Origin of the sequence: Nostoc sp. CCY 9925 (assembly GCF_963920935.1) — a bacterium.
Classification (GTDB): Bacteria; Cyanobacteriota; Cyanobacteriia; order Cyanobacteriales; family Nostocaceae; genus Nostoc.
The window spans coordinates 52506-72894 of the sequence record NZ_CAWUDO010000021.1 but is presented as its reverse complement, the minus strand read 5'-3'; the positions used below and the strand labels follow the sequence as shown (position 1 = coordinate 72894).

The 20389-nt window shown below is 42.3% G+C and carries 25 protein-coding genes and 2 pseudogenes; 8 read left to right on the top strand and 19 right to left on the bottom strand.

All coding sequences use genetic code 11. The features are described from left to right. Positions 1-102 precede the first annotated feature (102 nt). The 8 genes from ACM0OY_RS13975 to ACM0OY_RS13940 form a co-directional block, all read right to left on the bottom strand. The gene (locus ACM0OY_RS13975) at positions 103-2253 is read right to left on the bottom strand and encodes a peptidase domain-containing ABC transporter (RefSeq protein ID WP_414569447.1); all 2151 of its coding nucleotides are present in this window, start codon (positions 2251-2253) and stop codon (positions 103-105) included. Between the two features lie 124 nt (positions 2254-2377). Further along, a complete protein-coding gene (locus tag ACM0OY_RS13970; RefSeq protein ID WP_414569446.1) occupies positions 2378-2611 on the bottom strand; it encodes a hypothetical protein in 234 nt (77 codons plus the stop codon). A gap of 136 nt (positions 2612-2747) precedes the next feature. Then, entirely contained in the window at positions 2748-2975 is a 228-nt protein-coding gene (locus ACM0OY_RS13965; RefSeq protein ID WP_414569445.1) for a hypothetical protein, read from the bottom strand. Positions 2976-3162: 187 nt separating this feature from the next. Further along, a complete protein-coding gene (locus ACM0OY_RS13960; protein ID WP_414569444.1) occupies positions 3163-3375 on the bottom strand; it encodes a hypothetical protein in 213 nt (70 codons plus the stop codon). A 64-nt stretch (positions 3376-3439) separates the two neighbouring features. Further along, positions 3440-3652 (bottom strand): hypothetical protein, encoded by a 213-nt coding sequence (locus tag ACM0OY_RS13955; protein ID WP_414569444.1) that lies wholly within the window; start codon positions 3650-3652, stop codon positions 3440-3442. A gap of 315 nt (positions 3653-3967) precedes the next feature. Next, positions 3968-4468 carry a DNA cytosine methyltransferase gene (locus ACM0OY_RS13950; RefSeq protein ID WP_414569443.1) on the bottom strand — a complete coding sequence of 167 codons (501 nt, stop codon included), beginning with the start codon at positions 4466-4468 and terminating at the stop codon, positions 3968-3970. Beyond that, the gene (gene dnaB / locus ACM0OY_RS13945) at positions 4468-5829 is read right to left on the bottom strand and encodes a replicative DNA helicase (RefSeq protein ID WP_414569442.1); all 1362 of its coding nucleotides are present in this window, start codon (positions 5827-5829) and stop codon (positions 4468-4470) included. The genes ACM0OY_RS13950 and dnaB overlap by 1 nt, the downstream gene beginning before the upstream one ends. A 113-nt stretch (positions 5830-5942) precedes the next feature. Continuing rightward, positions 5943-7229, bottom strand: coding sequence for a helix-turn-helix domain-containing protein (locus ACM0OY_RS13940; protein ID WP_414569441.1), 1287 nt, complete (start codon positions 7227-7229; stop codon positions 5943-5945). 156 nt (positions 7230-7385) lie between these two features. On the opposite strand from ACM0OY_RS13940, the gene ACM0OY_RS13935 reads away from it, so the two are divergent. Genes ACM0OY_RS13935 through ACM0OY_RS13925 form a run of 3 tightly spaced genes read left to right on the top strand, consistent with a single transcriptional unit; the run spans position 7386 to position 7867 of the window. Further along, positions 7386-7532, top strand: a complete 147-nt coding sequence (locus tag ACM0OY_RS13935) for a hypothetical protein (RefSeq protein ID WP_414569440.1) — start codon at positions 7386-7388, stop codon at positions 7530-7532. After that, positions 7526-7663: a hypothetical protein gene (locus tag ACM0OY_RS13930; protein WP_414569439.1), complete on the top strand. Its 138-nt coding sequence runs from the start codon at positions 7526-7528 to the stop codon at positions 7661-7663. The genes ACM0OY_RS13935 and ACM0OY_RS13930 overlap by 7 nt, the downstream gene beginning before the upstream one ends. Before the next feature lie 9 nt (positions 7664-7672). Then, positions 7673-7867 carry a hypothetical protein gene (locus ACM0OY_RS13925; protein WP_414569437.1) on the top strand — a complete coding sequence of 65 codons (195 nt, stop codon included), beginning with the start codon at positions 7673-7675 and terminating at the stop codon, positions 7865-7867. Between the two features lie 66 nt (positions 7868-7933). Here the strand turns inward: ACM0OY_RS13925 and ACM0OY_RS13920 are convergent, their stop codons facing one another. The 8 genes and pseudogenes from ACM0OY_RS13920 to ACM0OY_RS13885 form a co-directional block, all read right to left on the bottom strand. Beyond that, on the bottom strand, positions 7934-8536 hold the full coding sequence (locus ACM0OY_RS13920) for an MT-A70 family methyltransferase (RefSeq protein ID WP_414569436.1): 603 nt from the start codon (positions 8534-8536) through the stop codon (positions 7934-7936). Next, positions 8533-8736: a hypothetical protein gene (locus tag ACM0OY_RS13915; protein WP_414569435.1), complete on the bottom strand. Its 204-nt coding sequence runs from the start codon at positions 8734-8736 to the stop codon at positions 8533-8535. The genes ACM0OY_RS13920 and ACM0OY_RS13915 overlap by 4 nt, the downstream gene beginning before the upstream one ends. Before the next feature lie 6 nt (positions 8737-8742). Then, positions 8743-8952 (bottom strand): annotated as a pseudogene (locus ACM0OY_RS13910) (VVA0879 family protein); the annotation flags it as partial. Between the two features lie 80 nt (positions 8953-9032). Then, complete coding sequence (locus ACM0OY_RS13905) at positions 9033-9371, bottom strand: hypothetical protein (protein ID WP_414569434.1); 339 nt, start codon at positions 9369-9371, stop codon at positions 9033-9035. Positions 9372-9517: 146 nt separating this feature from the next. After that, positions 9518-10447 carry a hypothetical protein gene (locus tag ACM0OY_RS13900; RefSeq protein ID WP_414569433.1) on the bottom strand — a complete coding sequence of 310 codons (930 nt, stop codon included), beginning with the start codon at positions 10445-10447 and terminating at the stop codon, positions 9518-9520. Between the two features lie 38 nt (positions 10448-10485). Then, positions 10486-10944: a DUF1392 family protein gene (locus tag ACM0OY_RS13895; protein WP_414569432.1), complete on the bottom strand. Its 459-nt coding sequence runs from the start codon at positions 10942-10944 to the stop codon at positions 10486-10488. Positions 10945-11079: 135 nt separating this feature from the next. Then, positions 11080-11271, bottom strand: a complete 192-nt coding sequence (locus ACM0OY_RS13890) for a hypothetical protein (protein WP_414569431.1) — start codon at positions 11269-11271, stop codon at positions 11080-11082. After that, the gene (locus tag ACM0OY_RS13885; protein ID WP_414569430.1) at positions 11255-12046 is read right to left on the bottom strand and encodes a hypothetical protein; all 792 of its coding nucleotides are present in this window, start codon (positions 12044-12046) and stop codon (positions 11255-11257) included. Before ACM0OY_RS13885 ends, ACM0OY_RS13890 begins: the two co-directional genes overlap by 17 nt. A 161-nt stretch (positions 12047-12207) precedes the next feature. Here ACM0OY_RS13885 and ACM0OY_RS13880 point away from each other — a divergent pair, with 161 nt between their 5' ends. After that, positions 12208-12426 (top strand): helix-turn-helix transcriptional regulator, encoded by a 219-nt coding sequence (locus ACM0OY_RS13880; RefSeq protein WP_414569429.1) that lies wholly within the window; start codon positions 12208-12210, stop codon positions 12424-12426. Positions 12427-12560: 134 nt separating this feature from the next. Continuing rightward, positions 12561-13547, top strand: coding sequence for a hypothetical protein (locus tag ACM0OY_RS13875; protein WP_414569428.1), 987 nt, complete (start codon positions 12561-12563; stop codon positions 13545-13547). A gap of 763 nt (positions 13548-14310) precedes the next feature. On the opposite strand, the gene ACM0OY_RS13870 is transcribed toward ACM0OY_RS13875, so the two are convergent. Further along, entirely contained in the window at positions 14311-14646 is a 336-nt protein-coding gene (locus ACM0OY_RS13870) for a CU044_2847 family protein (protein WP_414569427.1), read from the bottom strand. A 72-nt stretch (positions 14647-14718) separates the two neighbouring features. On the opposite strand from ACM0OY_RS13870, the gene ACM0OY_RS13865 reads away from it, so the two are divergent. Further along, a complete protein-coding gene (locus tag ACM0OY_RS13865; RefSeq protein WP_414569426.1) occupies positions 14719-18171 on the top strand; it encodes a caspase family protein in 3453 nt (1150 codons plus the stop codon). A gap of 39 nt (positions 18172-18210) precedes the next feature. Here the strand turns inward: ACM0OY_RS13865 and ACM0OY_RS13860 are convergent. Next, positions 18211-19229, bottom strand: a pseudogene (locus ACM0OY_RS13860) (transposase); the annotation flags it as partial. Between ACM0OY_RS13860 and ACM0OY_RS13855 the strand changes: the two are divergent. After that, on the top strand, positions 19226-19357 hold the full coding sequence (locus ACM0OY_RS13855) for a hypothetical protein (protein ID WP_414569425.1): 132 nt from the start codon (positions 19226-19228) through the stop codon (positions 19355-19357). The pseudogene ACM0OY_RS13860 and the gene ACM0OY_RS13855 overlap by 4 nt on opposite strands. A gap of 274 nt (positions 19358-19631) precedes the next feature. Here ACM0OY_RS13855 and ACM0OY_RS13850 read toward each other — a convergent pair whose 3' ends face one another. Continuing rightward, positions 19632-19967: a transposase gene (locus tag ACM0OY_RS13850; RefSeq protein WP_414569424.1), complete on the bottom strand. Its 336-nt coding sequence runs from the start codon at positions 19965-19967 to the stop codon at positions 19632-19634. A gap of 159 nt (positions 19968-20126) precedes the next feature. Between ACM0OY_RS13850 and ACM0OY_RS13845 the strand changes: the two genes are divergently transcribed. Next, positions 20127-20378, top strand: coding sequence for a hypothetical protein (locus ACM0OY_RS13845; protein WP_414569423.1), 252 nt, complete (start codon positions 20127-20129; stop codon positions 20376-20378). Positions 20379-20389: the final 11 nt, after the last annotated feature.

Below are 20389 nucleotides of genomic sequence, written 5' to 3'. Positions count from 1 at the left end.
AGCCTTTCTTTCTTCTCTTTGCGTCCTTGGCGGTTCGTTAAAAAAATTGAATTTGACCAAGAGTTTTAGCCTTAACTGAACCGTATTGCTCCCTACTCGCCATTAAGGATTTAAAAATTCTAAATGTTCTCCACATATAGAGCGTAAGCTCTCTAAAGAACCTTGAGTTTTCAACTTACCTTGATTTATTAACACAACCCAGTCAGCGCGATTAATTACCTTAGGACGATGGGTAATCAAAATAGTAGTTTTGCCCCGACGATGTTGAAATAACCTATCTAAAACTTGTGCTTCACTTACTGGATCAAGTCCACCAGTTGATTCATCCAAAATTAACACTGGTGGATCTGTGACAATCGCTCGTGCTATTGCCAATCTTTGGCGTTGTCCCCCAGAAATATTTGCTCCAAATTCGCCTAAAATAGTTTGGTACTTGTCAGGAAGTTTACTGATAAATTCATCAGCATCAGCAATTTGACAAGCTCTAACAATCTGTTCAAATGTAACATGAGGCGCACCTAAACGGAAGTTCTCAATAATAGAACGACTCCAAAAGTGAGCATCTTGAGGAACTAAAACTACCTGTTGACGTAGACAATCAAGAGAAATATCTTCTATGTTATAAAGTCCGATCCGAATATTACCTGATTGTATAGGATATAAACCAGCAATTATTTTAGCTAAGGTGCTTTTACCACAACCAGATTTTCCAATAATGGCGATAACTTGACCGCCAGGAATAGTTAAAGAAAAGTCTTCTAGTAATTCAACTCTACCAGCATAGTGAAAATTGACGTGATTACAAACAATATCAGCATCATCAAGAATTTTGGCAAATGGTTTTTTACCATCTCCTTGGTTTTCTGGAGTCGCATCTATGACTTCTGTCAGGCGTTGAGTTGCAGTTTTTGCTCGCGTAAATTCATCGACAAAAGCGATTACAGTGCCAATTAAACCCACAAAATTACTATTCATGGAATTAAATGCTAGCAATTGCCCAATACTTAAATTTTCTTCGGGATTAATTACTAAATTGCCTCCAAACCACAGCAAAACAATACTACCAACGGCAGAGACAAAGTTAGAGAACGTACCATTAATAATGCCAATCTGAATCGTGCTAAGTGTCAAGGTAGAAATTTTCCCAAACCTACTTTGCAATTCCTCCCAAAATTGCGGTGCAGCTGTGGTGGTTTTCAGAGTGAGAGCGCCTTTAAAAGTTTCGACCAAAATACCTTGTGCTTCGGCTTCTGTGACTAAAACTTCACGGGTTTTTTGTTGCAATTTAGGCTGAAATATGACTGTAGATATAGTCATTACTATAGATAAAAATAGAGCTAATACAGTTAGTTTCCAGCTATAAAAAGCCATGAATCCAAAAGAAATGATGGCAATAAAAAACTTACTGGGTAAACTCACAACAACTTGAGATACTAACTGATTAATCTGGTCAATATCTCGCAGACGGCTGACAATTTCTCCACTACGCCTAGCCTCATAATAAGAGAGGGGTAATTGGAGAATTTGCCGCCCAAATTCTAAAACTAGCCCTAATTGTAGACGCTGGGCAAAATGAGCAATTAAGTTAGATTGTACCCAAGATAAACTACTAGAAATTACATTCATTACAACTACTGCGATCGCTATCGTAGTGAGTAGTTTGGTATCACCCCTAACTAACACATCATCAGTCAAAATTTGCAGCAGGAAAGGAGAAGCTAAAGATAATAATCCCAATAAGAGATTGAGGGGTAAAGCTTGAGCCAGAATAGCTCGAAAATTCCAAATGCGTTTAAAGAAACGCCAAAAACCACTAACTTTGTCATTCTCTTGCTCATGAAACCGTATTGAATCAGGTTCGAGCAATAGCATTAACCAATCACTCCACCCCTCTGCTAAATCTTGTGGAGACAGATAACGCAAACCAATAGCCGGATCGGCAACTACACATTTTTTGCCTTTTTTACCATATAAAACTACCCAATGATGTCCTTGCCAGTGAATAATTGCTGGTAAAGGTGCTTTATTTATCCGCTTTAAGAGTTCTGGCGAAGTTTTGACTGGACGAGCATTAAAACCAAGAGTTTCTGCACCTCGTTTTAGCCCCAATAAAGTTGTTCCTAATTGTCCAGTACCTACAGCCTCACGAACATGACTGAGGGTAAAACTCCGTCCATAGTGTTTAGCAATTGATGCAAGACAAGCAGCACCACAATCTTCTTCGCTATGTTGGGCAACATATTGGTATTTCATAAAGCAAAACGCTTATATTAATTTGAGCCAAAATTTTTTCAAAAAGTAGCAATCTTGAATAAGGCAGGCTAAGTCAGCCTGCCTCATAGCAGATATACTTGCATATACACTAAATGCCATTATTTCAGAAGCTTCTACTGCGTCTAGTTCTGCGACGTGGTGCATCTTCAAATATAAAGGCTGACTCCCAAGCAAACTGAATTTCATCAGGAGTAAGTCCAGGGTTGCCAAATACAACACCAGCCCCCAAAATGAATAAGTAACTATTCAAGTCAAAACTAACTTGTAAATATCCTCCACTGACGGCAGCAGATTCTTCAGGGGTAATTTCTTGAAAAAGAGTGTTATCTTCTTCCATGATTCGCTTGCATTAAACTAGTTGTAACAATGAGCAACTTGACAACCCAGGAGCATATAATAAATCATGGGTTTTATGAGTAATTAATCGCTTTAACCGTTAACTACCCACTCTTTATTCGTGATTTTGATAACGTTTAAATTCCCACTGGCAACCATAATTGGCTACCAATACTATTGTCAGGCTGAGGAGAGGGACTAGAACCAGGACGAGAAAGAATTACTTCTTTGCCGTGTCCGTCTGCATTTATAATTTTAGCTGTTGTGCCATCATAAGCAAATATGGGAATTGCACCACCATTAACAACCGCAGCTTCTTCGTTAATTAGCTCTGTAAAAATTGGAACAATCTCATTAATGTTCATTTTTCATCCTTGATTGCTAGTAATTTCTAAGATTTTTTCGGTGACGATTTCAAATACTGGAACATTTAATGCTCCAGTATTTAATATCTTGGACTACGCTTATCTATCCCTGTAACATCGTTAGGTAAGCCTGAAAAATGAATAAATATATACATAATTTTTCAGGCAACCATTTGAGAACGGGTAATTAAATACCCAGTGCATATTCCCAACCAACTTGAATTTCATCTGAGGTAAGTGTAGGATTACCGAATACAACCCCAGCACCTAAAACAAATAGGTAAGCATCTAGATCGAAAGTCAAGCTATCACTATGTCCACGTTTCTTTCCACCACTAACAACCTGAGATTGTTCAGCAGAAACTTCAGTAAACAAGGCGTTATTTTCTAAAACTTGCATGATTTTTCTCCTACAATTGGAATGTTTACAGTTAATTTTCAGGCAACCATTTGAGAACGGGTAATTAAATACCCAGTGCATATTCCCAACCAACTTGAATTTCATCTGAGGTAAGTGTAGGATTACCGAATACAACCCCAGCACCTAAAACAAATAGGTAAGCATCTAGATCGAAAGTCAAGCTATCACTATGTCCACGTTTCTTTCCACCACTAACAACCTGAGATTGTTCAGCAGAAACTTCAGTAAACAAGGCGTTATTTTCTAGAACTTGCATGATTTTTCTCCTACAATTAGAATGTTTACAGTTAATCTTCGCTTGGAGTTCATTGTGATTTTTGTTTCCCTTCAACTCCTTGCTTAATTAAGACAATAAGTGAAAACACTGGCTGTAGTCATGTATGTTTTCTGTAAAGTTTGTTACCAAATTTGGTAAACTTGATTTCACAATTAGGTCACGACCATTTCCGAAAAACACATACAGCTAGCAAAATCCCTTCTCAGAGCTACTAAGTTATAACTCCAGTAAACACTTGAGCCAAATCTAGCCACCTCTAGTTAGTATCGAAAGACTACCATCAGTGCGATCGCCTCACCTTGAGTCAATCTGTAAAAATATATTTACTCTTTTTCTGTTGTGTGGCAAGCCGACTGATGAAGCAGAGATACAATCCCACTCTGCATCGTACCCGATGGAGTCAAGGTCAAACAGGACTCGGTTAAGTCCGCGATGGAGCAAACCCGCAGGATTTTCGATGAGTATAAATAGCGGCTGACATTCCTTGATGATGCGGAACATTTCGTGCCACAGTCCTGACCTGGGGTCGAGTAGTCCTTTTTTATCTCCAGCGTTACTGGTGCCACTACAGGGGAATCCCCCGCACAAAATGTCGAACTGTCGTCGGTGGCAACGGTAGTTGGTAATATCTGCGTGGATTGGAATTCCTGGTTGTTCATGGCGCAATTGTGATTGAGAATAAGGGGAGATTTCGACAAATTGCTGGACTCGGAATTTGTGGGATAGACCTGCGGCTGATATTCCGTGGTGGCATAGTCCGCCGATGCCGGAGAAAAGTGAGAGAACGGATTTCATCAAAACCCCCGACCATGAGAAAGGTTCTTGAATCTCGTAAACTGATGGTCAAACAAAAGCTTGACCGTCCCAGTAGGGCCATTGCGCTGCTTACGAACGATTAACTCAGAAATGCCACGCTCAGGTGTATCGGGATTGTGCATTTCTTCCCTGTAAAGCATGATCACAACATCGCTGTCTTGTTCCACTGCCCCACTTGACCGCAAATCGCTGAGTATTGGGCGTTTGTCATTGCGGCTTTCAACTTCACGGCTCAACTGAGATAAAGCTAAGACAGGCACATCCAAATCCTTGGCAAGTTTCTTCAGTCCCCGGCTGATTTCGCCAACACGCTCGGTCATATTGTTTCTAGAATCAGCACCTTCAGCCATGAGCTGTAAGTAATCCACAACCACAAGCCCAACGCCACCGTACTGCGATGAAACCCTGCGAACTTGACTGCGGATTTCATTGAGGGAAGGGCAAGAGTTATCGTTGATAAAAATCGGCAGTTCGCTAAGAGAAGCGATCGCTTGGCTCAATGGTTGCCACTGGTTGTTACAGACTTGCCCAGTTTCAAGAAAATTGTTTTCAATGCCCGATTCGCTGCTGAGGAATCGCTGCACATATTCATCCTGGGACATTTCCAAGCTGAATACACACACAGGCAACCGACTCCTACTCGCCACCGCCAGAGCGAGATTACCAGCCAAAGCCGACTTGCCAACAGACGGACGAGCAGCCAGTACATACAACCGCCCTTTGCGAAAGCCACCGCCGAGCAAACTGTCCAAGTCGTAAAATCCAGTGGACACAGCAGGGCTAGCGGTTCCAGCATGACGGGCTTCGATTTCGGTGAAAGCATCAGCCAGGGAGTCAGAAATGTGAACTAAATCTGTCGCAGAATGTTCAGATGCGATTGAGTAAACCTTCTGTTCGGCTTGGTCAAGGACAATCGGTAGCTCGGTTTCGGTTGCATAGCCCAGCTTAATAATCTCAGTTCCCGCTTTTATCAACTGCCGCCTTTGATATTTTTCCACGACCAAATCGGCGAAAGCATCAATGTTCACGGCACTGACAGTGCGATCGACAAGTGTAGCCAGTTTATTGCGTCCACCAACGCGAAACAACAGACCATTGTCAGATAACCAGCCCGTGACACAAAGCAAATCGGTTGGTAGTCCTTGGCTGTAGAGCCTTTGTGCTGCTTGATAGATGTCTTTGTGGGCGTTGATGTAGAAAGCATCGGCACTCAGGCGATCGCTGATTCGGCTCATGGCATTTGGGTTAAGCATGATGCCACCGAGTATGGCTTCTTCAGCCTCGATGCTTTGTGGGGGTAGGCGGTCTTGTTGGGATGTAAAGTTTAGTTCGTGTGTCATAGTTTACCTCGTTTAACAAGCTCTTGTACAGGGAACGCTTGGTATGGGCATAGGGCATGAGGCATGGGCATTGGCTATAGGACTGGGGTATTGCGTTCATCAGCGAATTGTTTTTATGCTGCGGCTTGATGCAGATGTGCATACATTTGGGGATAATTGATTTGCAACCAATTCAACCAGCCATCAGTAGCCCCTGTGTGTTGTTGGTCGTAGCGGGTACTGAATTGAGCGATCGCTTGTTCTTGCCCAACTTTGTCGCCAAGGTCTAGTAATTCGCAGAATGTGGCTTTGTGCCACTCAAGGGAGCGATTCGAGTAGTAGCCAATGGGGTCATTAGTTGCCTGAGATGTTTCTGTTGGTGGTGCAGCCGAGTCCACAACTTTTGACCAATAACCCAGCAGTTCTTCTAAGCCGCCCTTGGTTGCTTCCAGATTGCCAATGGACTTGATGACTGTGGGGATTTTTTCTTGCCACTCGCATTTACTCCACTTGGCTCTTTCCTTGGCGATTAACTCTACTAAACCGCGATCGCAGGTTTGGTAAATCTTGTCTCTGGTAGCAGTACGCCAGGGGAAGCGCCAGCCGCGCAATTTGATTTCGCTTTTGTAAACGGCGGGCAACGGGTCAGATGCCATAATGCCAGGGTCTAGTAAAACCTGATTAAGCAAATCTTCAATCGATTGGAATTTTTGTTTACTGGGTTTATTATTCACTTGTTCGGGATTATCGAACAAAGCGGGCACTGTTGGCCCAGATGCAGGATCTTGGGTTTGATGCGAAGTCTCGGATTTTTTTAACAACGAAGACGAAGATTCGGGAATTGATTCTTCTTCCTGGTTTTGTTGTCCTGGTTGTCCAGACTCTTCACACACACTTTGATGGGTAAAGGATGCTGTACTTAGTGTGAGTTCCTTAGATGGGATTACCTTAATGGGAATACCTTTGTGGGTCAAATTTGACCCCACCCCCCGTGCAAAATTGACCCCACCACTGGGGTCAGATTTAACCCCACCCCCCGTGCAATTTTGACTGGGGTTAATTTTGATTGGGGTTTCTTTTGTTGCCTTGATTTGTGAGCGAAGTAATTGAACTTGGTCGGGAGAAACCCAACACGAAGGTGAAGTAAGAGTATAAATGTTGGTAGTTCCAAGACGTTCTTGTATTTCAATCATTCCTGCGGCTACTAAAAGCTTGATGGCATTTTTGGCAGTTTTCAGAGCCATGTAACAATGTTTTGCCATGTTAGGAATAGACTCAAAACAACCACTGACACCTGCTCTTCTTTGGATATGCGCGTATAACCTAAATTCTTCAGATTCGAGAGGATAATCATCAAAGAAACCTGGAATAAAAACTCCAAAATCTGGACGATTATTTAATTCATTTACTGCTAAACTCATGATGATACACCTCACTAAATAATTTCTTTTCCCTCGGTTTACTATTGCTAATCGAGGGATTTGTTTTTAATCAGCAATCGGATGTGCAAATTCTTTAAAGCGCAGTTGTTCAAGAAGTTCATCTCATTAATTTGAAATTAGATAATAGGTACAGTAATGACTAATAAAGCACCTCAAACTGAATACGATTCGCCCTGGAAGCAGATGTTGCAGTTGTATTTTGAAGACTTCATGCAATTTTTCTTTCCTCAAGCCCATGCTCAAATTGATTGGAGCAGGGGTTTAACCGAGATGCTGTGCTGAATTTATTCGGTTTTATTGATTGGATGTTGACATTACCATTAGATTTAGAACGAGAGTTTAAAACAGAAGTAGAACAACTGGAGGCACAACAGTCTATGCCGTACATGACATCATTTGAGCGAATTACCTGAATAGAGGGATTGTTAGAAGCAATTGAATTAGGCTTAGAACTAAAATTTGGTACTTCTTCACTTGGGGTGATGGATGAAATTTCCCAAATTGAAGATGTTGAACAATTACGAGCAATTAAAGAAGGTATAAAAACAGCGACTACAGTTGATGAATTGCGTCAAATCTACCAATCCTCTACAACTGACAATCCTCCAGAAAATTAGCATTGAAGAGTTGAATATTTGGTTTTCAAGGTTCGGAAGACTTTGAGTGCCTAAATTAACCAAAATTTACGCACTCAACGAAATATTTTCATCACAGCCCTCAACAGGTCGATCGAACATATCCGCCTCATTTCCCCAGCAGTCCCAGCCGTCTCTAGATGAACGTGCGAACATCTCCAGCTTGGTCATATCTGGACACAGCTTTTCTACAAGTTCAAAAAACTGTTCCGGTTTGCGCGAATGCTGACGGCGGGGTGCGTGTAAGATAGTTGACTGGTTTGATAAAGTGCGTCCAGCAAAAGCCTTCACGTTTCCCCGAACAGCCAAAGCACAATGTTCGGTGCAATTCCTTAACCAATGTCCAGTCCCCAGGTGTGGGGTTCCAGCTTTAGTAATCTTTTGCCAAGTCAGGATAGTTTTGAGGTCAAAACCCCAAGTTTGTAAGCATTGAGAAGCCTCAATCATGTGATTATTCGTGAACCATAACCACAGCACACAGCCAGTGCAATCGCATAATTCGGGAACAGGCAGCGCCAGAATTTCTTCTGTTGGCATAGGTTGATAAGGAATGCGGTTACGGTGTGTTTTATCTTGGTTGCGGAGGCGATAGAACCAAGGAGGGTCTATGACGATGCACTGATATTGGCCTTGTAAGGTTGTGAGTCTCATGCTGCCTCCTGCGGTTGTTGGACAATCGTTGCACTGATGGATTCAAACTCAACTTGGAAAATGTTTAAATCAGGAATCATTTCGCCAGAATTATATCGGTCTGTGATGACTTGTCTGATGGCTTCTTCTGTCAATCCATCTGGTAGATAAATGTGGGCTTCTTGGTAAACTTTTTCGACTATTTGAACTACGATTTTCACAAGAAATTAAGCTCCGAATTCAAAAACTTTAAGTCCATCAACATCAACGGGATTAATATTAATTAATCCACCCCCAGCATAATTACAAGGAATTTTCCGCTTGTCCTGGTTATCAAACGCTTCTTTTCGCACTTCTAACCATCGACCTATACAAGAAAATCCAACGGCTGATTCAGGTGCGCCAGCATTTTTATAATCCTTAACAGTAGCAATATGATTACAGCATGGGAAGAGTGAACTTCCACTGCATCATGTCTTGTCCGAATAAGCTTTGTCCTTGTAAAAGCCATTCATATTTAGTCATTTCTTACCTCTGCGATACCCGCTTCTAATGCCTTTTCTGGAGTGCTGTAACTGCCACTTAAATATGGGTCTTCAAGAAATTCATTAAACAGACAAACCCCACCACCGTATTTAAGAGAGAAAGAATATTTTGATGAATCAATTGGGCAGTACCAAACCGAAACATAGTGTTGTCCTTTCATTGATCCTTGACTTACATAAATCTTTTTTTCTAAAAGTGGGATTTGAGGTTGTTTTACCTGCCATGAATAACCGCAGCGATCGCAGTACACCTGTCTTTGGGTTGGATTCTGACGGTAAATTTCTGAGCTTCTACAGTTCGGGCAGTTCATTACATTCAATCAATCAATAGCTTCATTAACAGAATTATCAGGTGTGTTCGTTTTCTTTTAGCTGTATTGACTGCTGAGTGATAAATGTTCTGAGGAAATAGTTACTAATCCTGGGATGAGCATATTGCCCGTCCTAAAATTGTGCATCAAGCAGTAACCACAGCTTTCTTAGAAAAAGCCCTAGCCTGCCGAAGAGCAGCCGCCGGATTCGGGTGTGCGAAAAACTCGTCAATTGCTTTGGTCAAACCAGCAGCCACCACCTGATCGTGGCAAGCGTAAACGTAAACTGATTGTTGAGTACCGTTAACCAAGCGATCCTCTTGGCGTGAGCCTAGATGTGGGTAGAATGTCCTTACCCATGTACCCAGATGCCCTCGGTAATGTGAGCCACTCAAAGGAACTTTTCTACCTAACTCGCTCTCTGCAAAATTTACAACTCCAAGCCAGTGTTCTTTTGAGGGAGTCAACATCTTCCTGTTGTGTTCAGCCAGAAGATTAGCGGCGTAATCCTTGACCTGCTGTTCCATGTACGGGTTGAGTCTGCCACCTGTTAACTCGGCTAAAGTCTTCATTGCCAGGACGAGAGTATGCAATCGCTGCTCAACTGGGAGTGCTGGTGCAGTGATGGGTGGTGGTTCCGGTGTAACAGTAGGCACTGCTGCAACCAAGTCTAGAATAATGGTTCTAACTTGGGCTGCAATCTCGGATTGCTGTAACAACATTGCAATTCTCAGAGTCCCCAAAGCTGAAAAAACTCTGACCTGGGATGTCTTAGATGGTAGACAGAGCTTCTGTCGAGCATCGCGTAACTCCTTGCCAGTAAGGGTTTTAGTTTCTAAGTCTCGAAATTCAGCCCCATTAACTCGGTGAAGTTCCTTGACAGCAGATTCTGTTACCTCAAAGTATTCAGCGATTTGTGCAGTAGTCGCCCAACCACTACCGCCCCAGACTGCAAAGATAATTGCTTTAGCTTTCGTCAGAATTTCTAAAGCTCTGTCATCAGAAAAATTAGTGATCGCTGAAGTCCTCAAAGTTCTAGATTCAAGTAGTACCGATTGATTTAAAGGTAAAGTCATAATCTGCTCCTTTGTAGAAAACTACAGGGCGTATCAACTTAGGAAAGCACACGAATTAAATCTTGTTCGCTCACCAATGGAAAACGAACAGGTGTAGCCAATGGTCGAACCAAAGCTGGGGATATCATCTCAATCACGTAAAACCAAGCGTTATTCACCAGTACAATCCCCAGAATCAAACGCTGTTTTGTGGCATGACTATCAAAACGAAGCATGACGCGATCTCCCAGAACAAAAGCAGGTTTTCTCAAATAAGTGGACTGTAATCGTCCCGTACCGATGATTTCGCGTTTAGTGACGTAGGATATTGAGCGTTCGACTGCGATCGCATAAACCCACTTGTCCTGCTCCCACTGCACCCCATAGCAATAACCAAATGTGTGATTAGTCGTGAGGTAGACTTTCTCCGACAAATGAACTTCCAGGGAGGGCATTTGCTGACCCCAAGGAGGCGAGAGATACCAGCATTTTTCAAAAGCGGTGATTGCACAGTTCATTGTTTTGACTATGAATGAAGTGATTAGTGAGGCATTGGGAGAAAATTACGGAGGTTTATCCCAATGCAGATAGTTATATTTGAAACATCGATTTCTTTGGCTTCAAGGTTAGTGGGCATCAAAGCCCACTTTTATTTACACCGCGAGTAACTCTGGCGTTTCAAACAACCACTGCAACTCCATCGACGACAGTTGCTCAAGCGAATGATATTGCAAGTATTCATTAGCCGCTGGTAAACCATCTAGTATTTGAAGTAGCCAAACGGCATCCTCAACAGAATTGCAAAAGGTTCGCTTTTGATTGACTCGCTCAAACCACCAGAGCAATTCGCAATTCGCAATTATTGATGTGATATTGCAGTTTGTTTGGAATGCAGCCAACTGAGCCTAGTTTCACGCCATCGTTGGTGTAAATCCCCTTATCCAGTAGTTCTAAGCCGTATTTGTCGCATTCGGCGGCAATCTGCACCATGACTTCATTGCCTGTGCTGGTGGGAGTTTCTGGCTCTTGCACTGGTAATGATATAAATTCACGAAAATCTGGAAACAGAGCCAAATCCCTTAAGCCCTTATCAAGACTGGATTTATCAATTGCGAATTGCGTTAGCGAAGCGGGGCGAAGCCCATTGCGAGTTGCGAATTGCTCAGAGCCGTCTTTGTAATGAATGCGGATGTAGCGATCGCACATCATTGGGGTAGCAGCACGAAATTCTTTTGCGTTGTTGATCGTCACTACCCAAGGTTGTGTGAGGTCATTGTCGTAGTCGATGGCTGCTATCAACTTGCCAAGGGCGTAATATTCGTGATGGTAAAAAGATATTTCTCTTGCTGTTAATTCTTCTGGGGCGATGGACTGGGCTTGGTCTTCGATGTACTGGTCGAACTCGGCTTGGGCTATGTCCTGCTCGTTAATCTTCTGAAGTTTGCTGGCTTGGTATTGTGCGATGGCTGCGCCAACGTCTTCGACGAACGCGCTAATCCACGCATCCTTACATCGTCTGTCTCGTACTTCAACGCTAGCGCCGATTTCGCTGTAGATCTGCTTGAGGCGGGCTAGGGATTTCAGGTGCAGCTGTTGATGAGTGTATATAGTGTGGGTCATAATTGATTAGTTCTGAATAGGACAGAAGGCGCTCTAGATTCGCAGTCGGGGGCGCTTTCTTTATGAAAATTTTACCGTAAAGAACTTTACGCGTCAATATCTTTACGCAAAGACTTTTTCGTTAGACTATTGATATAAGTCTCTTTATGGGTAAAATACCAATGTCGCGTGTAGCTGAATTAAGAAAACGTCTTGACCTCACACAACGGGAATTAGCCGATTTAGTTGGGGTCACTGAAACTACTGTTCGTAACTGGGAAAATAATCGCAGTGGAGTTGAATGGTTTGAAAGAATCGCAAAGTTGTGTGATGCTTTGCGATGCACTCCTAACGATTTGTTTGGATATCAACAGATCGGAGAAAACGAAGAAGATGCTTGATTTTCAATCCATCAATTCTCTTGGGTCTTCACCTTCAGCTTTTTTAAAACAGCAATTCCAAATCTCCGCCATAACCAGAATCTATTTGCAATTAGCTCTGAGCAAAAGTTACTGAATTACAGAGGTGGGAAATCGTGTCTCAACCATCCTCCAAGCGCAAGAAAGTCATCTCTGCCACATTCAGCAATCGAGAAACGTCCACCAACTCAGACATTTCCTCTTCAGAAAACCCAGCTTCTGCAATCATTAATGTTTCTGCGGTTGAAGTTCCTGAATTAACCGAACAGGAGCAGAGCGATCGCCTGCATTTAGAACGGAAGGTTGAAAGGGCGTTTTTTGAAGCAGGAAAGGCTTTGGCAGAATTACGCGATCGCAGGTTATACAGATCTACTCATCGCACGTTTGAGGAGTATTGCAAGGACAGGTTTAGTTATACTTACCGCCATGTAAACTATTTAATAGCTGGTTCAGTGATAGTTGACAACATAAAAATGGGAACTAATAGTTCCCAAAATGAACAAGTAGATGAAATGGGAACTAATAGTTCCCAAAATGAACAAGTAGAGGAAATGGGAACTATTAGTTCCCAAATTTTGCCCACATCAGAGGTACAAGTCCGCCCTCTTGCAAAGCTAGAACCCCAACAACAGCACCAGGCATGGCAAAGGGCAGTAAAACAGGCAGGTGGTAAAGTGCCATCCGGTCGTATTGTTAAAGACATTGTGCAAACGATTATGGAGCGAACCCAAGTACCCAACAGTTACCAGGTTGGTGAGGTGTGCCAAATCTTAGCCAAGGATAACCCCGAACTCAGAGGTAAGGGCGGCTGTTGGGCGATTGTTAGCGCAGTTAATGACTTTAGTTGCACTGTAAGGCTTTGGAATGGCGAATGTACTGTTGGGGTGAAGCACTTGCGATCATTCAATTACTTGCCAGATGAATGTCAGCAGGTGCGGGAGATATGCGATCGCATCAATCGAGTGTATTCTGATTCTCTGGAGGAGACAGTCAAAAATCTGTTGCAGTTGTTGGGGAAACTGAACCGTCCTTATCTGACTGCTGTGGAGGAGAAATTGTTGAGTTTGATAGAAACAGAATATGGAATTACTGATGGAGGATAAAATGAGTGCAAATTACCCAGAATTACACGTAGATTAGATAGTTGATTTAAGGCATAGAATGAAGTTGAACTACGAAACTTTAGAAAACTTTGCTGACAGCAATAAATTAAATTACCTTGACTGTTTTTGGTTTTTCAAAGGTAATCCTGTTGTGGAAGAGTCTTTCAAAGGAATCTGTAATGTATTAGATTGCGACTGGGAAAAGGTACAACTTCCACATATCTAGCAGACAATCTCGATCTGCGATGCCTGACGGCAAGCCGCAAAGCGTCTACGCATCAATAGGGTGTACTCTAGTGGACTGGAGGAGTCGGTGCAGAGGTTTTTGGAGTCGTTGGGGAAGCTGAAGCGGGCTTATTTGACTGCTCTGGAAGAAAAACTGTTGAGTTTCCTAGAAATAGAAATAGGAGTTTGATGATTAAATAATTTATTTTAAGTGCGATTACTGAACTTAAAGACTGACTGTTTGCTTATTTGCAAGGTGTGGCAGGGAATTATATAACGATTTTTATTTAAATAAGGTACGCAAGTAGCAATAATTTAATATACCTTTGGTCTCTACTTTTTTATCTTGCTTTGCTGCTCTTGCTCCCACTAACTGGCGCTAATTCACGATCGTCGACTCTAGGTATATAAGTTTTTCCCCTGATTAATTTGCAAACAGGATCATTCTATTAGCGGCTACAAAAACAAAAACCAGGAAGATAAACTTTGTTTTTGTAGCCCCAGCCTTGAGGTATCGACGATTGTGAGATGCTTACACTTATGATTTCTTCTCAACCAAGTTATACTTAATCTCAATTTCAAAGTTACTCTCAGCTGAACCCTCAGTTAAAAAAGGAATGCCAGTTTTACCACCCAGCTTGATGCCAAATTTAACTGTTACCTCCTCAGCATCAGGTAAATTTTTAAATGCCCCAACCGCTAACTTGGCATAATTACGAATTTTGTTTTGAAATTCTGTAATATTAAGCGTCGGTAAACCATCACGGTATCCTGGTTCCTCTTCTTCTGGAACCTCTGCGGCTGTCTTTGATTCCACATAAATTTCGTACTCTTGATCATCTTCTTTGACAATCAGGCGTTGTACTTCTGACATCTGTAGCCTCAATTTGTGTTTGGGTTGTTATTCTTGTAATATTACGTAAAAATAGATACAAAATTGAGCAGTATGCCTCGATATGCACTGGTAATTGGTATTGCTAAGTATGACAATTTTACAAACCTACCAAAGGCTGTTAACGATGCAGAAAAAATAGCACAGCTACTGCGTGAGCATGGTCGGTTTGATGTTCAGCCAATACCAGGTAAGCTAATTGAGAGTGAGAATCGCTGGCAAGTCACACCGGATAAAAAGTTAATTGGTAAAGAACTCGGTCAAACACTGAGAAAGTTTCTGCTAGAAAAGGCCAAAGGTAGCGAGGCCCTGATTTATTTTGCAGGACATGGATTTGAAGCGCTCAACCTTATAGGTGAGCTGGAAGGGTTCTTGGCAACATCGGATTGTAGCAAAGATGGACAAAATGCGATCGCCTTTGATGACCTCAACACTTTAATCGCTAAATCTCAACTCAGTAGCTTAGTGATATTGCTGGACTGCTGCTATGCTGGGTCTTTATTAGAGAGAAGTTTGATCCAGTCAAGTTTCCCTGTTTTCAACAGCAAACTAGACTACTGCCTAATTGCAGCCTCTCGTGTCTCTGAAAGAGCGCGAGAAGATGCTGAAGGTGGGATTTTTACCAAAGCAGTTTTAAGAGGATTATCTCAAGATAAAGCTGATGAGATTACAGGAGAAGTTAATGTCAACGACTTGATCAGCTTTGTGTCAGGGGAACTCAAGCAAAGCGGACAAGAAGCAATTTATATGAGTGGTGGTAGATCAATTCCCCTAGTTTTTTATCCAGCGAAGAATCCGATAGCACCTGGGGTGGTGAGCGAAGAATGTCCCTATCGAGGATTACAAGCTTTTGATAAAGAACACGCCAAGTTCTTTTTTGGTCGCCAGAAAGCAGTTAACTTAATTCAACAAAAACTAGCTCAAGCAAATTTCGTCCCCATTATTGGCGCATCGGGAAGTGGTAAATCTTCCGTAGTGCGGGCAGGTTTGATTCCAGTGTTAGAAACAATTGGTTGGCGAGTCTTAGAACCAATTTTGCCCGGAGTCGAACCCTTAGCAGACTTAAAACGAGCCTTTACACAGTTGTTTGAACGCACAGAAATTAGGGAAATTTCGGATCTCATTAATACAGAAGGTTTATCTCCCGTAATCTTTAAGCTGGCTGGTTCTGAGCGTTGGTTGTTGGTGGTAGATCAATTTGAAGAAATTTTTACCCTTGTTTCTAAAGAAGAAGAGAGAAAAGAATTTATTGAATTGTTAACCCAAGTTTCTCAAGGGCAGTTGGCAATTGTCATCACTATGCGAGCTGATTTTCTGGAATCTTGTTTAAGCTATGAGTCCCTAACAAAACTAATTCAGGAACAGGCAGTGTATATGCCGCCATTACTAGGAGCAGAATTAGAAGAAGCGATCGCATCCCCAGCAAACTTACAAGGTTATCAGTTAGAAAAAGGGTTACTCGGAACGATCCGGCAAGAAGTAGTGGGGCAAGAGAAAGGCTGCTTACCATTATTACAGTTTGCCCTGACTGAACTTTGGGAACAGCGCGATAAACAAACTCACCAGTTAACAATTGCTAAGTTTAACGAACTAGGTGGAGTCATTGGGGCGTTGAACCGTCATGCAGAAAATTTGTATGCAAGTTTCACCAAACAGCAGCAGCCTTGGATCAAGCGGATTTTTTGGAAATTGGTGCGTACTGGCGTAGAAGACAAGGATACCCGACAGCGACAACCAAAACAGGAATTGTTAAGTCTTGCTAATGAAAACCTAGATGAGCAGCAAGCGATCAATCAAGTTATAGAAAAACTAATCCAAGGACGTTTGCTGGTAGCTGGGAAAGATGAACAAGGAAAAGCGTGGATTGATTTAGCCCATGAAGCCTTAATTGAGGGTTGGGAGAGGTTTGCCCAATGGCGACAACAAGACCGAGATTTGCGGCGGTTGAGCGATCGGTTAGCAGATGCTTTACGCGAGTGGTTGAACAAAGGGGAGAATGAAAAATACTTAATGCAGGGGGGATTGCTGGCAGAGGTGCGAGAAAATTGGGACAGGCTACAACTATCTGTATCATTGCTAACCAAAAATTTTTACCAGCACAGCGATGCCTATGAAAAAGACCAAATTGCCGAACTGCAACGGGCGCTCACTGAAGCTAACTTAGCTACCTTGCAAGAGAAAGCAGCAAGGGCACAGAATTTATTATCTGTTCAACCTCTAGATGGTTTAGTCCTTACAATCCTGACAGTGGGTGAAAATCTAGAGAAAATGCCTCAGCAAATTTTTAAACAAGTTCAAAACAGTTTGAATTGGGCAATGACAAAAGGTATAGTCTCAATTCCCTTCCAAGGGCATGATGGTATTGTTTGTTCAGTCGCCTTCAGCCCAGACGGGCAGACAATTGTTAGTGGCGGTGATGACGGAACAGTGCGGTTGTGGAACATCCAAGGCGACTCCGTAGCAGATCCCTTCCGAGGGCATCAGGGTTTTGTCAGATCCGTTACCTTTAGCCCAGATGGGCAGAAGATTGTCAGTAGCGGTGAAGACGGGACAGTGCGGTTGTGGGATATACAAGGTAAGCCCTTAACAGACCCGTTACGTGGACATGAAGGTATTGTCATATCTGCTGCCCTTAGCCCTGATGGACAGACAATTGCCAGCTGCGGTGTTGACGGGACACTGCGGTTGTGGAGCATCAAAGATAATCTTCTGGTAAACCTTTTTAGTGGGCATGAGCATTGTGCCTCTTCCGTGGTTATTAGGGTAGATGGACAGCAGATTTTTAGGGGCGGTTATGTTTCTTGTGCCGACTTCAGCATAGATGGGTGCAAGATTATCAATGGCAGTGTTGACGGGAGTGTGTGGTTATGGGGCATCCAAGGTCAACCCCTAGCAGACCCCTTGCGTGGACATCAAGGTTATATTTCTTCGATAGCAATTAGCGTGGATGGGCAAAAGATTGTCAGTGGCGGTGTTGACGAGACTGTGCGTTTGTGGGCTATCCAAGGCCATCCCTTAGCAGACCCCTTGCGTGGACATCAGGGTTATGTCTGTTCCGTTGCCATTAGCCCTGATGGGCAGACAATTGCCAGTGGTGGTGTTGATGGCACGGTGCGGTTATGGGACATCCAAGGACATTGGTCAGAGATCCCAGGACACTCGCTGGTAGACCCTTTACGTGGGCATAAAGGTGATGTTTGTTCTGTTGCCATTAGCCCTGATGGGCAGACAATTGTTAGTGGTGGTAAAGATGGAACGGTGCGGTTGTGGAATATCGAAGGTCATCCCTTGGTAGACCCTTCCCGCAAGCGTAGAATAGATATTATGCCTTTCGCCATTAGCTCGGATGAGCAGACAATTGTCGGTGGTGGTAGTGAAGGTAAGGTGCAAGAATGGTTACGAGTCTGTTGCAACAGGTTGCGTTACCATCCCATCTTCACAAATCCGCAAACCGAGGAAGCAAAAGCCGCCTGCGAAGTCTGCCGCAAATATGTTTGGAGTAAATAAGAATCTCAAAGCGGTGATTAATACAATACCTCTGCCAATTTACGAGGGTTCAACGCTTGTAGAAACGGGATGAATACGTCCTAAAGAAGTAAGCTTGGCAAAAATCTGGGTTAATAAAATAGGCTCAGGGATTTCGGAAGCATTTTTAACATTTCACGAACATATCGAAAACCACGATAATGAGTCTTTAAATCAAGAATGCCAGAGTCGGGATTAAGGGGACGAAAATCCAAGAGAAGATGATGGGACAAGTTGACCATGAAAAATGCTAAATTAACAGCATTAGTCACGGCAGTTTGGCTTAAGTTCATAAAATCTTCCAGTCCCCAAAACTGCTTGGCATCACGGAAATTAAACTCGATTTGGAAGCGCAGTTTGTAATAATCTATTATTTTTTCGTAGAATAAATCTAGGTCGCTAGAGAATAGGATTACATGACTACGAGCATTAGTTTTAAGATTAGTTTTGACTAAAATAACTACATTCATTGCTTGAGCGAATTCCTTGTGAAGTAAAGTAGCTTGGTAAATGTCAGTTTGGATCTCATCCTCAATGCAACTTTTACATAGATACTTCTGAGGAATGTTATGATAATCAACTTTGTCCCCGTATTTACGACGAGAGTACCTATTGGAGCCAGGGTTTTGATAAGGTATATATAGGGCTGAATCATGGCGCAATTTGGAAATTATGTGCAAATTAACTTGTCGAGCCATCTGCAAGGCATTGTTGTTCTCAAAATGACCATCTAGTACTAAGTAGGTAAGAGGAATAAAATCACCTAATAACTTGAAAAGCGAATTAATCATTTTCTGAATCCGTAATAATTCAGTTGTTAAAATCACCTCCGTTTTATTCTTGTTCTTACTTCCTTTTGGTCGTCCACGCTTACGTTTTTCTTGAGGTTTTACAAACTGAGTTGGTAATGGGCTATTTTCTTCTACATTACTCTTTATCACCTGTTCTATCTGAATTGGAAACGAGTGCCTTTGTTCAACGCTGACTAATGATAATGTAAAGAAAGACAGCCCTAATATCGGTTTGCTTACTAAGTGTGACTTTTACAAGATTTTGGACAGGTTTTGAAGAAGAAATTGGACAAGTTGCAAGCTGGAATACTTATAACTTCGTAAAGGCATTAATAAGCGCGATCGCTCTTTTGGAAAAAGAAAATGGACACCAATAACAGAAATGGAAGAAGAAAATGGACACAGATCCGCTTTGATACTACTTTTGGGCGACTTTTCCTTTGAACCGCATTCTTCACAAACATTGCTCCCGTGCTGCGTAGCTTGCCGCCGTAGGCATCGCTATTAACAAAACTTTCATTTTGCATACAGGTATAGGGTTTGAGCAATTTAGTTTTACTTTATGCTATTTTTTAAACGTTTTCAGAAGGTAAAGTTGGACATCCTTTTTGGAAGGTAAAGTTGGACAACCTGTCCAAAATCTTCTTCAAGTCACACTAAGCTAGAAAAGAATCTATCCAAACCATAAGTCTTTTTCCCGGATTTACTCACTACAACTTCATCTCCTGCAAGCAAATACACTTCATTTGCACGGAACAAATGCTTACGGAAAAATAGCCAAAACAACGTCGCCCAAGGGATTACTGTATGAAAGAACCTCAATATCGTCCGATAACTACCACCAGAGCCTGCCCAACGCGAGATTCCTAACATGGTGACTCGCCCGCTCATTGCTAACATGGCTATGATTATCTGGTTCAATTGCCGCATAGTTGTAGCGTTTATCTGCGGTAACAAGCATTGTAACAGTGATAAGATGTCCGGCATGGGCTGAAAAGTAGTTTTTGAGTTGTAGTTGTGAGAGACAATAACTCTACTACGGCAGCCCTACCTCTTCATACTCTTTTTTTGGCGAAGGTATTGGTAATTATAAGTGTATTTGTCAAGAAAATTGCATTTATAAGAGCGTAAAGGGCTAAAAGCCTTATGATGCCTAACCCAAGCAGATTTGCTGTATTGTTTGGAAGAGAGACAGCCCATACCATCCTAATAGTGAAAACAAAACTTGAGTTGATTGAGCAAATGCTCCGTCAGATGCGAGATTTAGTGAAATTTATTAACCCTCAAGAACAGTACATTGTCTACACTAATTTTGAGGATGAGCTAGGAGAGATAGTTGAGGCGATGTACCCACAAAGCAAACTGGTTTCATATCTTACCAGTACAGCAAAAAGGTAGAGGCGTATATT